Here is a 13,587-nt window from a genome sequence, read left to right as displayed (position 1 = left end):
GTTTATCCTCGCGGCTCCTCATAAGAAGCCCGAGAGACAAACACCATGCGCTGGATCCGCCGCCTCGCCACCTTCATTGGCCTGCTGCTCGTGCTGGCCGCCGCCCTGGGGCTGTGGTACGCCCGCCAGACCCTGCCGCGCACCGACGGGCACCTGCAGGTCAGCGGCCTGGGTGCGCCGGTGCAGGTCAACCGCGACGGCAGCGACGTCACCCACATCCTGGCCCAGAACCCGCGCGACGCCTGGATGGCGCTGGGCTACGTGCACGCGCAGGAGCGCGGCTGGCAGCTGGCCTTCAACCGCGCGGTCATGCGCGGCACGCTGTCCGAGTTCCTGGGCCCGGCCACGCTGGAAACCGACAAGCTCATGCGCACCCTGGGCATTCGCCAGGTGGCGCAGCGCCAGCTGGCCAAGCTGCCGGCGGACGTCAAGGCCGCGGTGGAGGCCTACAGCGCCGGCATCAACGCCTTCTTCGCCAGCGGCGAACAGGCGCTCACGCCCGAGTTCCTGCTGTTGGGCGTGAACCCGCGCGAAGAGGCCCTGCGCGGCGCCTGGTGGGACCCGGCCGACAGCGTGGGCTGGTCGATCATGATGGCGCTGGACCTGGGCGGGAACTGGGGCAACGAGTTCGCCCGGCTGACGGCGCTGCAGGTGCTGGACACCCCCGCGCTGTGGGAGCTGTTCCCGCCGTACCCGGGCGAGGCGCCCGCCGCCAGCGCCGACCTGGGCCGGCTGTACCGCGAACTGGGCGTGTTCAACAAGGCCAACGGCACCGCCACCTCGCAGGCCCCGGCGGCCCCGCAGGCCGGCTGGCGCGAGCGCATCGCGCTGGACCTGCGCGACTGGGCCGATGGCTTCGGCTTCAACGAAAACAAGGGCTCGAACAACTGGGTGGTGGCCGGCTCGCGCACCCAGAGCGGCCAGCCGCTGCTGGCCAACGACCCGCACCTGGGCCTGAGCGCGCCCGCCATCTGGTACTTCGCGCGGCTGCAGGCGCCCGACGCGGGTGGCCTCAAGGGCATGGACGTGATCGGCGCCACCCTGCCGGGCACGCCCTTCGTGGTGCTGGGCCGCACGGCCGGCGTGGCCTGGGGCTTCACCAACACCGGGCCTGACGTGCAGGACCTCTACCTGGAACAGATCAACCCGGCCAACCCCGGCGAGTACCGCGTGCCCTCGGCCGGCACCGAGCCCGCCTGGGAACGCTTCACCGTGCGCGCCGAGACCATCCGCGTGAAGGGGCAGGCCGACGTCACACACCTGGTGCGCGCCACGCGCCACGGCCCGGTGCTGAGCGACGCCCAGGCCCAGCACGGCAAGGTGCTCGACACCACGCGCTTCGTGCTGGCGCTGCGCTGGACCGGGCTCGACGACGAGGACAACGTGTCCGCCACGCTGGCCTCCAACCGCGCGCAGAGCGTGGAGGAACTGCTGGCGGCGTTCTCCACCTTCCGCGCGCCCATGCAGAACATCGTGATGGCCGACCGCACCGGGCGCATCGCCTACAAGGCGGCCGGGCGCGTGCCGCTGCGCGCGGCCGACAACGACATCCGCGGCGTGGCCCCGGCGCCGGGCTGGGAGCCGCGCTACGACTGGACCGGCTGGCTGCCGTACGCCGACACGCCGCAGGACGATGGCGCGCGCGGCTGGATCGCCACCGCCAACCAGCGCATCCACGCGCCGGACTACCCGCATTTCCTCACCCAGGACTGGGCGCCGCCATACCGCCAGCAGCGCATCGAGACCCTGCTGGAGGCCACGCCCAAGCACGACGTGGCCAGCATGCGCGCCATCCAGGGCGACCAGCGGGCCGAGGCCACGCTGCGCCTGCTGCCGCACCTGTTGAAGGCGCCGTCCACGCATTCGCTGGCCGAGGCCGCGCGCGCCGCGCTGCAGGGCTTCGACGGCGTGATGCGCGCCGACTCACCCGCGCCGCTGATCTACAGCGCCTGGATCGACGAGTTCACGCGTGGCGTGATCGGCCAGCGCCTGGGCAAGGAGCGCTTCGAGTCCCTGTACGGCAAGCGCCTGTTCCGCCAGGCGGTGGAGGGCTTCCTGGAGAGCGACAACCGCGCCTGGTGCGGCGTGCAGGGTTGTCCGCACGCGGCGGGCGAGGCGCTGTCGCGCGCACTGGACAGGCTGTCGGCCCAGTACGGCGCCGACGTGGCCGCCTGGCGCTGGGGCGAGGCGCACCCGGCCATCTCGGCGCACCGGCCGTTCTCCAACGTGAAACCGCTGGCCCGCTTCTTCGAGGTGCGCGAGCCCACCGGCGGCGACCCCTTCACGGTGAACGTGGGCCAGTACCACCTGGACAAGGCCGACGCGCCCTTCGCCAACCGCCACGCGGCCAGCCTGCGCGCGATCTACGACCTGGCCGACCTGGACCGCTCGCTGTTCATCTACCAGACGGGGCAGAGCGGCAACGTGTTCTCCAGCCGCTACCGCGACATGAGCGCGACCTGGCTGGCCAACAAGCACCGCACCCTGAGCCTGAAGCCGCCCAAGTGGGCGAGCGAGCTGTCGCTGACGCCCTGACTACTTCAGGTTGCCCTTGAGGAACTGGGCGAGCCGTTCGCTCTTCGGGCTGGCGAGCACCTCGCGCGGCACACCCTGTTCCTCGATGCAGCCCTTGTGCAGGAAGATGAGGTGCGAGGACACCTCGCGCGCGAATCCCATCTCGTGCGTCACCACCAGCATGGTGCGGCCTTCCTCGGCCAGCAGGCGCATCACGCGCAGCACCTCGCCCACCAGCTCCGGGTCGAGCGCGGAGGTGGGTTCGTCGAACAGCATCACCGCCGGCTCCACCGCCAGCGCGCGCGCGATCGCCACGCGCTGCTGCTGGCCACCGCTCATGTGCGCGGGGTAGCGGTCTTCCACGCCGCTCAGGCCCACGCGCTCCAGGTACTTGCGCGCCGTCTGCACCGCCTGGTCGCGCGGCACGCCCAGCACGTGCACCGGCGCCTCGATGATGTTCTGCAGCACCGTCATGTGCGCCCACAGGTTGAAATGCTGGAACACCATGGCCAGGCGCGTGCGCAGGCGCTGCAGCTGCTTCGGGTCGGTGGCGTGCAGCTCGCCGTGGCGGTCGGGCGCGAGCTTGAGTTCCTCGCCGCCGAGCACGATGCGCCCCGCGTTGGGCTTCTCGAGCAGGTTGATGCAGCGCAGCAGCGTGCTCTTGCCCGAGCCCGAACTGCCGATCAGGCTGATGACGTCGCCCGCGCGCGCCTCGAGCGACACGCCCTTGAGCACCTCGTTGGCGCCGAAGCGCTTGTGGATGTCGTGCACGGCCAGCAGCGGCGCGGAAGAAGGGGTGGGGGCATTCATGGGAGCGGGGCAGGGTCAGGCACCGAGCAGGTGGCCGGTGCGGAACGGGGTGGCGCCGGCGATCTTGCCGATCTCGCCGCCGGCGACGACGTAGCGCTCGCCAATGGCCGCGTAGAGCACGCCCGCGACACCGGCGGTGATCCGGTGCACGCGCGAGGCGCCGGGCGCGGTGGGGTCGATGACCTCGGCCACCACCTCGCCGACGGCCAGGGTATCGCCTGGGCGCACGCAGAAGGCCACCACGCCGGCCACCGGGCTGTGCAGGGTCTGCGAGCCAGCCAGCGGCGTGGCCTCGCAGCTCGGCCGGGGGATGGCGGGGGCGGGCCCATCGAGCACGCGCAGGTGCAGCAGGTAGTCCATCAGGGCCTTGGCGTCGATGCGCGCGTTGTCGTGCGAGACGTCGGCCTCGCCGCGCAGCTCCACCGTGGCGCTGGCGCAGGCCTGGGGCAACGGGTGGTGGATGCCCTGCGCGCGCAGGCGCTCGGCCAGTCGCCACCACAGGCCCGAGAGGGTTTCGTCGAAGGGCTCGCCACCCGAATCGCGCGCCAGCAGCACGGCGCGGCAGCCCAGCAGCCAGGCCAGTGGCGCCAGCGGGGCCCAGCAGGCCTCCTCGGCGTACAGGTGCAGCGCGGCTTCCCAGTCGCAGTGCAGGTCCAGCACCACGTCGGCGTCGTGCGCCAGCAGGAAGAGCTGGCGGCGCAGGCTGTCCAGCTCGGTGGCGGGCCGCCAGTCGCGCAGCCAGCGGGTGGCGGCGGCGCGCACCAGGGCCACGTTGGCCTGCGGGTCGGGGCCCAGGCGGTCGCGCAGCTCGTCGAACAGCGCGTCCGCCAGGTTCGGGTAGTGGCGATTGAAGTTCTGCGACGTGCCGAATTCGAAGCGGCCCATGGCGCGGTGGTTGAGCCGCTGCGTCAGGCCGATGGGGTTGGCCGCCGGCACCAGCACCACCTGGCCGCGCAGGCGGCCCTCACGTTCGGCGGCCTCCAGCTGGGGGCGCAGGTGGTGCGCCACCAGCATGCCGGGCAGCTCCTCGGCGTGCAGGCTGGCCTGCAGGTAGACCTTGGGCCGGGCGTCTTCGGCGCCATAGCGGAACGACACCAGGTGCTTCTGGTGGCCCAGGCTGGGACTCAGCAGGGGGTGTTCGGTCCGTTCCATGCGCTTCCTGTCAGTGCGTGCGCGGCGCCAGGTGGGCGAGGAAATGCCGCTCGCCGAGCTTGAACAGGCCCACCAGGGTGAAGGTGATGGTGAGGTAGATGCCGGCGGCGAAGAGGTAGGCCTCGAACGGCAGGTAGTAGTCGGAGTAGATGCGGCTGGCGGCGGCGGTCACGTCCAGCATGGCCGGCACTGCGCTGGCCAGGCTGGTGCCGTGCAGCATCATCACCACCTCGTTGCTGTAGGCCGGCAGGGTGCGGCGCATGGCGCTGGGCAGCACGATGCGCCGCAGCGCCTGCCAGCGGCCCATGCCCATGGCCTGCGCGGCCTCGATCTCGCCCGGCGCCGTCTCGCGGATGGAGCCCGCGAGCATTTCGGCCGTGTAGCCGGCGGTGTTGAGGGCGAAGGCGAGCAGGGCGCAGAAGAAGGCGTCCTTGAACATCGTCCAGGGCCAGATGTCGTCCCAGCGCGCCTGGATCCAGTCGAGCTGGGCCAGGCCGTAATAGATCATGTACATCTGGATCAGCAGCGGTGTGCCGCGGATCACGTAGGTGTACGCGCCGACCAGCCAGCGCAGCGGCGCCGGCCCGTGGGTGAGCGCCAGGGCAAACACCACGGCCAGCACGCCGCCGATGGCCAGGCAGGACAGCAGCAGGCTCAGCGTGGTCAGCACGCCCTGGCCATACATGGCGAGGTGGGCCGGTTCGAAGATGACTTCCCAGCGCATGGTGTCAGTGGGTCAGCCGCTTGACGCCCAGGCTGAAGCGCCGGTTCACCCAGCGCAGCGCCCACAGCGAGACCGTGGTGTAGACGAGGAACAGCGCCGCCGCGAACAGGAAGAAGGTGAAGGGCTCGCGCGTGGCCGCGCTGGCCTGCTTGGCCAGGTAGGTCATCTCGTGCAGGCCGATCAGGCTGACCAGGGCCGTGGCCTTGATGAGCACCAGCCAGTTGTTGGTGAAGCCCGGGAGCGCGTAGCGCACCATCTGCGGCGCGGTGATGCGCACGAAGGTGCGAACGCGGCCCATGCCGAAGGCCCAGGCCGCTTCCATCTGCCCGCGCGGGATGGCCAGGATGGCGCCGCGGAAGGTCTCCGTCATGTAGGCGCCGTAGATGAAGCCGATGGTCAGCACGCCCGCCGCGAAGGGGTTGATGTCCACCGAGCGGCGGCTGCCCAGGGCCTCAAGCAGGTGGTTCAGGCCGATGGTGCCGCCGTAGAAGATGAGCAGCATCAGCACGAGTTCGGGCACGCCGCGCACCACGGTGGTGTAGGCGGTGGCCAGCCAGACGAGCGCGCGGCGGCCCGACAGCTTGGCCGCCGCGCCCGCCAGGCCCAAGAAAATGGCCACCACGAGGGCGGCCAGTGAGACGCCCACCGTGAGCAGGGCGCCTTGCAGGATGGACTGGTAGTAGCCGGACAAACCGCGCTCGGTGGGCTGACCGCTTACTTGCCGTAGACGTCGAAGTCGAAGTACTTCTTGGCGATCGTCTCGTAGACGCCATTGGAGCGGATCGTCTTGATGGCCGCGTTCAACTCGTCCTTGAGGGCGGTGTCGTCCTTGCGCAGGGCCACGCCCACGCCGGTGCCGTAGTACTTGGGATCGTCCAGCACGGGGCCCACGAAGCCGTAGTCCTTGCCCTCGGGCTTGCGCAGGAAGCCGCCGTTGACCTCCACCTGGTCGGCCACGGTGCCGTCGAGGCGGCCGGACTTGATGTCCAGGTAGACCTGGTCCTGGGCCTCGTAAGGAACGATGCTCACGCCCGCGGGCTTGAGCTCGCCCAGGGCGTACTTCTCTTGCGTGCTGCCCTTGAGCACGCCCAGCTTCTTGCCCTTGAGCGAGGCCGGGTCGGTGTAGGCGGTGCCGTTCTTCACGACGATGCGGCTGGGGGTGAAGTAGTACTTGTCGGTGAAGTCCACGACCTTCAGGCGCTCCTCGGTGATGGACATGGAGCTGATGATCGCGTCGTACTTCTTGGCCTGCAGGCCGGGGATCATGCTGTCCCAGACCTGTTCGACGTAGACGCACTGGCGCTTGATTTCCTTGCACAGGGCGTCGGCGATGTCGACGTCGAAGCCGGTGGGCTTGCCGTCGGCGGTCTTGAAGGTGAAGGGTTCGTAGGTCGGGTCGATGGCGACCTTGAGCTCGGGCAGGGCGGCCGGAGCGGGCGCTGCGGCCGGCGCGGCGGCGGGCGCGGGAGCGGCTGCCGGGGCGGGGGCCTCCTCTTTCTTGCCGCAGGCCGAGAGGGCCAGGGCGCCGGCGAGGGCGGAATACAGGGCAAGGTGCTTCATGAGAAATCTCTCGGTTGCCGCCCGCCCGGGCCATCCGGGCGGTGCGAAGTAGGCGGGATTGTAGGTCTGAGCTCCTGGAGGGCTGGCTCCAAAAAGGGCGAAGTTTCCCGGGGCCGGTGGCGCCTGCGGGACGTCAGCAAGATGCAAGCCAGACGGCCGTTTTCCCGCCATGAGCGGAACCCGCCGTCCGCGCCACCGGCGATACATTCGTTCATCCCAATATGCTGAACCGGCCAGGGTGTCTGGCCACCGCACCGCCACCATGCCACTGCCCACCCGACTCATCGCCCTTCTGCTTCCCCTGTTGATGGCCAGCGCGGCGCAGGCCGCGGAACCGGAGTACACGCTGGCCGTCAGCGAAGGCACCTCGGGCGGGCTGGACCACGCGCGCGCCACCGCCAAGTACGCCGGCCTGGCCGAGGCCCTGGGCCGGGCGCTGAAGGGCAAGGTGACGGTGGTGTTCGCGCGCGAGTTCGCGCTGCTCGAAGACGGCCTGAAGGCCAAGCGCTTCGACCTGGCGCTGGCCCGGCCCAGCGACTACCCGGCGCGCGCCATGCGCGACAACGGCTACCGCTTCGTCGCCAGCGCCAAGCCCGAGGGGCAGTGCCTGATCGTCACCCGCAAGGATTCGCCGCTGAAGAGCCTCGAGGACGCCAAGGGCAAGCGATGGGTGCTGCCCGAGCAGGTGTCCTACATGTCCCGTTTCTGCCATGCCGAGCTGCGCGACCGGGGTATTGCGCTGAAGAACGAAAAGCTGCAGTACGTGCGCGAGCAGGGCGCCGTGCAGTTCTACCTGGAACACAAGCTGGCCGACGTGGGCGGCGTGGCGTCTTACTCGGGCGTGGCGCGCTCTTTGGACAAAGGCGGCCTGCGCGTGCTGCACAGCAGCGTGACGCAGCCGTACTCTCCCATGGTCGCCGGCCCGCGCCTGACGGCCGAGCAGCTGCAGGCCGTGCAGGCCGAACTGCGCGCCATGGACCAGGCCGACGCCGGCCGCGGCGTCCTCAAGACCCTGGGCATCCAGGGCTTCGACACCGGCACCGGGCCGCGCGTGCTGAGCCTGCTGGAGTGGCTCGGGACCTGAGCGGGTCCGGGCCCCGGGGGCGCCGGGTGTAGCCTTGCGGCTCCCACCAGGAGTCCCACCCCATGACCACCTTGCTTGGACTGTCCGGCAGCCTGCGCGCCGGCTCCTTCAATACCGCGCTGCTCAAGGCCGCCCAGTCCGCCGCCGGCGCGGACACCCCCTTCGACGCCGCCACCGTGCACGGCGTGCCGCTGTACGACGGCGACCTGGAGCAGGCCAGCGGCACGCCGCCGGCCGTGCGCGCCCTGAAGGAGCGCATCCTGGCCGCCGACGGCCTGCTGCTGGTTTCGCCCGAATACAACAACGGCATCCCGGGCGTGTTCAAGAACACCATCGACTGGCTCTCGCGTCCCACGCCCGGCCTGCCCGACGTGTTCCGCGACCGGCCGGTGGCCGTCATCGGGGCGTCGCCCGGGGGCTTCGGCACGGTGATGGGCCAGGCCCATTGGCTGCCCGTGTTGCGCACCTTGGGCGCGCAGCACTGGAGCGGCGGGCGCCTGATGGTGTCGCGCGCCGGCTCGGTGTTCGGGGCCGACGGCGCGCTGCTGGACGAGGCGATCGCCCGCCAGCTGGCCGACTTCGTGCAGGGCTTCGCGCACTTCGCAGCCGCGGCGGCGCGCGGCCACTGAGCCTTCAGCGCCGCCAGCCGCGCAGCAGCAGGGCGTTGCTCACCACGCTCACGCTGCTCAGGGCCATGGCGGCGCCCGCCACCATCGGGTTGAGCAGGCCGGCCGCCGCCAGCGGGATGCCGATCACGTTGTAGGCGAAGGCCCAGAACAGGTTCTGGCGGATCTTGCGGTAGGTGCGGCGCGAGATGTCGATGGCGTCGGCCACCAGCGCCGGGTCGCCACGCATCAGCGTGATGCCGGCCGCGTGCATGGCCACGTCGGTGCCGGTGGACATGGCAATGCCCACGTCGGCCGAGGCCAGGGCCGGGGCGTCGTTGATGCCGTCGCCCACCATGGCCACCGCATGCCCGCCCTGCTTGAGCTGGCCGATGATGCCGGCCTTGTCGGCGGGCAGCACCTCGGCCTCGATGCGGGCGATGCCCAGGCGCTGGCCCACGGCCGCCGCGCTGCCGCGGTTGTCGCCGGTGAGCATGACCGTGCGCACGCCCATGCCGTGCAGGCGTTCCACGGCGCGTGCGGCGCTGGCCTTGGGCGCGTCGCCGAAGGCCAGCAGGCCGACCAGGCGCGGTGCCTGCGTCACGTCGGCCAGCCAGGACACGGTGCGGCCCTCGTCCTGCAGGCGCTGCGCCTGCGCGGCCAGGGCCGCGGTGTCCACGCCCAGCTCCTGCATGAAGCGCGGGCTGCCCAGGCGCAGCGCGTGGCCGTCGACCTCGGCCGACATGCCGCGGCCGGGCACCGCGCTCACCTGGCTGGCCGGCAGTGGCGTCAGGCCGGCGGCCTGGGGCGACTCCAGCACGGCGCGCGCCAGCGGGTGTTCGCTGCCGGCCTGCAGTGCCAGGCTCCAGGGGATCAGGCGCTCTTCCTGGCCCGGCGCGGCCAGGGCGGCCACCAGCTGGGGCCGGCCCTCGGTCAGGGTGCCGGTCTTGTCGAAGGCCACGGTGTCCACCCGGTGCGCCACCTCCAGCGCCTCGGCGTCCTTGATCAGGATGCCCTGGCGCGCGGCCACGCCGGTGCCGGCCATGATGGCCGTGGGCGTGGCCAAGCCCAGCGCGCAGGGGCAGGCGATCACCAGCACCGCCACGGCGTTGAGGATGGCGCGCTCCCAGTCGCCCGTGAGCACGCCCCAGCCGACCAGCGTGATCAGCGACAGCAGCAGCACCACCGGCACGAACACCGCGCTCACGCGGTCCACGATGCGCTGGATGGGCGCTTTCTTCGCCTGGGCCGACTCCACCATGCGCACGATGCGCGACAGCGTGGATTCGGCGCCGACGGCGGTGGTCTGGATCTCCAGCAGGCCTTCGGCGTTCACCGCGCCGCCGGTCACCTTGTCGCCGGGGTGCTTGGCGATCGGCAGGCTCTCGCCCGTGATGAGGGATTCGTCCACCTGGCTCGCGCCGCTGAGCACGGTGCCGTCCACCGGCACCCGCTCGCCGGGGCGCACGATCACCACGTCGCCCACCTTCACGCGGGCCAGCGGCAGGTCCACGTCGCCCTGGGGCGTGCGCACGCGCGCGATCTCGGGCTTGAGCGCGTTGAGCGCCGCGATGGCGGCCGTGGTCTGGCGCTTGGCGCGCGCTTCCAGCCATTTGCCCAGCAGCACCAGGGTGATGACCACCGCCGAGGCCTCGAAATACAGGTGCGGCGCGCCATGCCCCTGGTGGCGCAGCAGCAGGTAGACGCTCAGGCCATAGCCCGCGCTGGTGCCCAGTGCGACCAGCAGATCCATGTTGCCGGTGCCCGCGCGCACGGCCTTCCAGCCGGCACGGTAGAAGCGTGCGCCCAGCCAGAACTGCACCGGCGTGGCCAGGGCCAGCTGCAGCCAGCCGTTGAGCGTCCAGTCGCTGCCGGATAGCATGGCCACCATGGGCAGCACCAGCGGCAGCGACAGCAGCGCGGCCAGGGCCACGGGCCACCAGGGCTCGCCACCACCCTTGTGGGCACCGGGCGCGGCCGGCGCCTGCTCGTCGTGGGGCAGGGCGGTGTAGCCGGCCTTCTCGACGGCGGCCATCAACTGGGCCGCCGTGGTGCCGGTGGCGCGCACGCTGGCGCGCTCGGTCGCCAGGTTGACCTCGGCCTCGCTCACGCCGGGCACGGCCTTCAGGGCCTTTTCGACGCGGCCGACGCAGGAGGCGCAGGTCATGCCCTCGATCTCGAATTCGAATTGCTGCGCGCCCACCTGGTAGCCGGCCTTCTCGACGGCCGCGACCAGTTGGCTGGCGGCCGCCGGCGCGGCGGCACTGACCGAGGCGGTCTCGGTGGCGAGGTTGACGCTGACCTCGTTCACGCCAGGCACGGCCTTCAGGGCCTTCTCGACCCGGCCCACGCAGGAGGCGCAGGTCATGCCCTCGATGGGCAGGCGGTACTCGGTCAGGGGCGGTGCAAGGGAGTTCATGGCGGTCTTCCAGATGAATTGACGTGGAAACCCGATGCTCAGGCCTGACATGGTGTCAAGGTCAAGCCTGTCCACGACGGGCCGTCGCCGCTTGACCTTGCCACCGTGGCAAGGCCTATCGTGAAGCCTTCATCCACTTTCACGGAGATTGTCGTGCACGAATTCCAACTGCCCTCCATGACCTGCGGCCACTGCGCGGCCCGCGTCAACCGGGCGCTGAAACAGGCCGACCCCGCCTGCGCCGTCGAAGTCGACATGGCGCAGCGCAGGGTCGTGGTCAATAGCGACGAGGACCGCGCGGTGCTGGCCGAGGCCCTGGCCGACGCGGGCTACGCCCCGGCCTGAGCGGCGGCCGCCGAGGCCCTTGGCCGCGAAGGGCCTCGGCGTGGGTTCAAGGCTTCAGGGGCTTGATCGACTCGACCACCATCTGGCCCTTGTCCTGCACGGCGGTGAACTGCACCTTGTCGCCCACGGCGATGCCGTCCAGCATGGCCTTGTCGCGCACGACGAAGACCATGGTCATGGGCGGCATGTCCATGTTCTTGATCTCGCCGTGGCGCAGGGTGATCTTGCCGTTCTCCTGGTCGACGCGGCGGACCTCTCCCTCCGCCAGCGGATGGTTCTGCTGCATGCCCACCATGGCGCCCGAGCCCATCCTGCCGTGGTCCATGCCTTGCGCGAACGCGGGCGGGGCGAGCGAGAACAGGGCGGCGAGGGCGCTCGAGGCGAGGGCGGGGACGATCTTCTTCATGGGGTGCTCCTGAAAGGGGAATCGGACGGCCGCCGGCTCACTGGGCCGCGACCTTGATCTTGCCGACCATGCCGGCCTCGTAGTGGCCGGGCAGCAGGCAGGCGAAGTCGAACTCGCCGGCGCGGTTGAACCGCCAGACGATCTCGCCGCGCTGGCCCGGGGCCACGTGCGACATGTAGGGCTCGTCGTGCTCCATGCCGGGGAACTTCTTCATCAGGGCCGCGTGCTCGTCGAGGTCCTTCTTGGTCCCCAGCACGAACTCGTGCATCACCTGGCCCGCGTTGCGGTGCACGAAGCGGATGGTCTCCCCTTGGCGCACCTCCAGCCGGTCGGGCGTGAAGCGCATGGCATCGGTCATGCCGATCTCGATGGTGCGGCTCACGGCCTTGGCCTCGCCGGCGATGCCCCAGGGCTTCTGTTCCATCTTGACCGGCCCCGCCGGCTGGTGGTCCTCGTTGCCATGGGCCAGCGCCAGGCCGGTGATCGAGGCCAGGGAGAGCAGCAGGGCCGCGGTGCGAAACGTCATGAAAGGCTCCAGTGGTGTTGAACGGCAAAGAATGGGGAAAGGGGGGCGGGCCCGCCCAAGGGATCAGTGGTGCTTGCCGTGGCCCGGCTTCACCACGGTGGCGTCGGCCTGTCCCGGGGGCGTGGCCGCGCGCGGGGCCGCGGGCGTGGCGCCGGTCCACTCGCGGGCGACGGTGCCCGGCGGAAACGGGTAGGGCCCCGGGTCCTTGTAGTCGCCGGCCTTCTGGTCCTTGCGCACCTTGAACACGCTGAACATGCCGCCCATCTCGATGGGACCGAACTGGCCGGTACCGGTCATCATGGGCGCGGTGTTGTCCGGGAGGGGCATCTGCATCTCGCCCATGTCGGCCATGCCGCGCTCGCCCATCACCATGTAGTCGGGCACCACGCGCTGCAGCTTGTTCACCAGACCGCGGTGGTCCACGCCGATCATGGTGGGCACCGCATGGCCCATGGCGTTCATGGTGTGGTGGCTCTTGTGGCAGTGGAAGGCCCAGTCGCCTTCTTCGTCGGCGATGAGCTCGATCTGGCGCATCTGGCCCACGGCCACGTCGGTGGTCACCTCGTACCAGCGGGTGGCGGGCGGGGTGGGGCCGCCATCGGTGCCGGTCACCTGGAACTCGTGGCCGTGCAGGTGGATGGGGTGGTTGGTCATGGTGAGGTTGCCCACGCGGATGCGCACACGGTCGTTCAAGCGCACGTTGAGCGTGTCGATGCCCGGGAAGATGCGGCTGTTCCAGCCCCAGATGTTGAAGTCGGTCATGGTGTTGACCTTGGGCGTGCGGCTGCCGGGCTCGACGTCGAAGGCGTTGAGCAGGAAGCAGAAGTCGCGGTCGACCTCGCTGATGTGCGGGTGCCTGGCCTTGGGGTGCGTGACCCAGAAGCCCATCATGCCCATGGCCATCTGCACCATCTCGTCGGCGTGCGGGTGGTACATGAAGGTGCCGGGCCGGCGGGCCTCGAATTCGTAGACGAAGGTCTTGCCCGCCGGAATGTGGGGCTGGGTGAGGCCGCCCACGCCGTCCATGCCGTTGGGCAGGCGCTGGCCGTGCCAGTGGATGGTGGTGTGCTCGGGCAGCTTGTTGGTGACGAAGATGCGCACGCGGTCGCCCTCGACGACCTCGATGGTCGGCCCCGGGCTCTGGCCGTTGTAGCCCCACATGTTGACCTTGAAGCCGGGCGACATCTCGCGCACCACGGGCTCGGCGACCAGGTGGAACTCCTTGACGCCGTTGTTCATGCGCCAGGGCAGGCTCCAGCCGTTGAGCGTGACCACCGGGTTGTAGGGGCGGCCCGTGTTCGGCACCAGCGGCGGCGCGGTGTCGACGGAGGTCTGGATGACGGGCTCGGGCAGTGCGGCGAGCGCCGAGCGGGCGACGCCCAGGCCGGCCATGGTGGCGGCGGCGCCGGCGAAGAATTGACGACGGTTGTTCATGTTGGTGT

The 13,587-nt window shown here is 70.7% G+C and carries 13 protein-coding genes; 4 read left to right on the top strand and 9 right to left on the bottom strand.

The annotated features are described in order from the left end of the window. The first annotated feature begins 45 nt into the window (after window positions 1–45). Complete coding sequence (locus tag BHU06_RS07130) at window positions 46–2,535, top strand: penicillin acylase family protein (RefSeq protein ID WP_070398465.1); 2,490 nt, start codon at window positions 46–48, stop codon at window positions 2,533–2,535. On the opposite strand, the gene BHU06_RS07125 is transcribed toward BHU06_RS07130, so the two are convergent. The 5 genes from BHU06_RS07125 to BHU06_RS07105 are packed head-to-tail and all read right to left on the bottom strand — an operon-like array spanning window position 2,536 to window position 6,760. Beyond that, window positions 2,536–3,324, bottom strand: coding sequence for an ABC transporter ATP-binding protein (locus BHU06_RS07125; RefSeq protein ID WP_070398464.1), 789 nt, complete (start codon window positions 3,322–3,324; stop codon window positions 2,536–2,538). A 15-nt stretch (window positions 3,325–3,339) separates the two neighbouring features. Continuing rightward, window positions 3,340–4,476, bottom strand: coding sequence for a succinylglutamate desuccinylase/aspartoacylase family protein (locus tag BHU06_RS07120; protein WP_070398463.1), 1,137 nt, complete (start codon window positions 4,474–4,476; stop codon window positions 3,340–3,342). A gap of 10 nt (window positions 4,477–4,486) precedes the next feature. Continuing rightward, on the bottom strand, window positions 4,487–5,200 hold the full coding sequence (locus BHU06_RS07115) for an ABC transporter permease (protein WP_070398462.1): 714 nt from the start codon (window positions 5,198–5,200) through the stop codon (window positions 4,487–4,489). 4 nt (window positions 5,201–5,204) lie between these two features. Beyond that, complete coding sequence (locus BHU06_RS07110) at window positions 5,205–5,891, bottom strand: ABC transporter permease (protein WP_070398461.1); 687 nt, start codon at window positions 5,889–5,891, stop codon at window positions 5,205–5,207. Between the two features lie 23 nt (window positions 5,892–5,914). Continuing rightward, entirely contained in the window at window positions 5,915–6,760 is an 846-nt protein-coding gene (locus BHU06_RS07105; RefSeq protein WP_139146980.1) for an ABC transporter substrate-binding protein, read from the bottom strand. 262 nt (window positions 6,761–7,022) lie between these two features. On the opposite strand from BHU06_RS07105, the gene BHU06_RS07100 reads away from it, so the two are divergent. Further along, window positions 7,023–7,844, top strand: coding sequence for a phosphate/phosphite/phosphonate ABC transporter substrate-binding protein (locus BHU06_RS07100; protein WP_070398725.1), 822 nt, complete (start codon window positions 7,023–7,025; stop codon window positions 7,842–7,844). A gap of 62 nt (window positions 7,845–7,906) precedes the next feature. Then, the gene (locus BHU06_RS07095; RefSeq protein ID WP_070398460.1) at window positions 7,907–8,473 is read left to right on the top strand and encodes an NADPH-dependent FMN reductase; all 567 of its coding nucleotides are present in this window, start codon (window positions 7,907–7,909) and stop codon (window positions 8,471–8,473) included. A 4-nt stretch (window positions 8,474–8,477) separates the two neighbouring features. On the opposite strand, the gene BHU06_RS07090 is transcribed toward BHU06_RS07095, so the two are convergent. Then, complete coding sequence (locus BHU06_RS07090; RefSeq protein ID WP_070398459.1) at window positions 8,478–10,868, bottom strand: heavy metal translocating P-type ATPase; 2,391 nt, start codon at window positions 10,866–10,868, stop codon at window positions 8,478–8,480. A gap of 153 nt (window positions 10,869–11,021) precedes the next feature. Here BHU06_RS07090 and BHU06_RS07085 point away from each other — a divergent pair, with 153 nt between their 5' ends. After that, window positions 11,022–11,213, top strand: a complete 192-nt coding sequence (locus tag BHU06_RS07085) for a heavy-metal-associated domain-containing protein (protein ID WP_070398458.1) — start codon at window positions 11,022–11,024, stop codon at window positions 11,211–11,213. A 46-nt stretch (window positions 11,214–11,259) separates the two neighbouring features. Here BHU06_RS07085 and BHU06_RS07080 read toward each other — a convergent pair whose 3' ends face one another. The 3 genes from BHU06_RS07080 to BHU06_RS07070 all read right to left on the bottom strand — a co-directional run bounded on the left by BHU06_RS07080 (window position 11,260) and on the right by BHU06_RS07070 (window position 13,579). After that, entirely contained in the window at window positions 11,260–11,619 is a 360-nt protein-coding gene (locus tag BHU06_RS07080) for a copper-binding protein (RefSeq protein ID WP_070398457.1), read from the bottom strand. Between the two features lie 37 nt (window positions 11,620–11,656). Next, entirely contained in the window at window positions 11,657–12,145 is a 489-nt protein-coding gene (locus BHU06_RS07075) for a plastocyanin/azurin family copper-binding protein (protein ID WP_070398456.1), read from the bottom strand. A gap of 63 nt (window positions 12,146–12,208) precedes the next feature. After that, window positions 12,209–13,579: a multicopper oxidase family protein gene (locus BHU06_RS07070; protein ID WP_070398724.1), complete on the bottom strand. Its 1,371-nt coding sequence runs from the start codon at window positions 13,577–13,579 to the stop codon at window positions 12,209–12,211. Window positions 13,580–13,587 lie beyond the last annotated feature (8 nt).

The organism is Hydrogenophaga sp. PML113, from assembly GCF_001777155.1.
In the GTDB taxonomy this organism is placed as follows: domain Bacteria; phylum Pseudomonadota; class Gammaproteobacteria; order Burkholderiales; family Burkholderiaceae_C; genus Hydrogenophaga; species Hydrogenophaga borbori.
Note: the sequence above shows the minus strand (reverse complement) of the source record. Positions and strands in the feature narration are given on the sequence as shown.

Bases quoted from the DNA above. Each gene is read 5' to 3' on its own strand.
- BHU06_RS07130 (WP_070398465.1), top strand. From the start codon at position 46: ATGCGCTGGATCCGCCGCCTCGCCACCTTCATTGGCCTGCTGCTCGTG.
- BHU06_RS07125 (WP_070398464.1), bottom strand. From the start codon at position 3,324: ATGAATGCCCCCACCCCTTCTTCCGCGCCGCTGCTGGCCGTGCACGAC.
- BHU06_RS07120 (WP_070398463.1), bottom strand. From the start codon at position 4,476: ATGGAACGGACCGAACACCCCCTGCTGAGTCCCAGCCTGGGCCACCAG.
- BHU06_RS07115 (WP_070398462.1), bottom strand. From the start codon at position 5,200: ATGCGCTGGGAAGTCATCTTCGAACCGGCCCACCTCGCCATGTATGGC.
- BHU06_RS07105 (WP_139146980.1), bottom strand. From the start codon at position 6,760: ATGAAGCACCTTGCCCTGTATTCCGCCCTCGCCGGCGCCCTGGCCCTC.
- BHU06_RS07100 (WP_070398725.1), top strand. From the start codon at position 7,023: ATGCCACTGCCCACCCGACTCATCGCCCTTCTGCTTCCCCTGTTGATG.
- BHU06_RS07095 (WP_070398460.1), top strand. From the start codon at position 7,907: ATGACCACCTTGCTTGGACTGTCCGGCAGCCTGCGCGCCGGCTCCTTC.
- BHU06_RS07090 (WP_070398459.1), bottom strand. From the start codon at position 10,868: ATGAACTCCCTTGCACCGCCCCTGACCGAGTACCGCCTGCCCATCGAG.
- BHU06_RS07080 (WP_070398457.1), bottom strand. From the start codon at position 11,619: ATGAAGAAGATCGTCCCCGCCCTCGCCTCGAGCGCCCTCGCCGCCCTG.
- BHU06_RS07075 (WP_070398456.1), bottom strand. From the start codon at position 12,145: ATGACGTTTCGCACCGCGGCCCTGCTGCTCTCCCTGGCCTCGATCACC.
- BHU06_RS07070 (WP_070398724.1), bottom strand. From the start codon at position 13,579: ATGAACAACCGTCGTCAATTCTTCGCCGGCGCCGCCGCCACCATGGCC.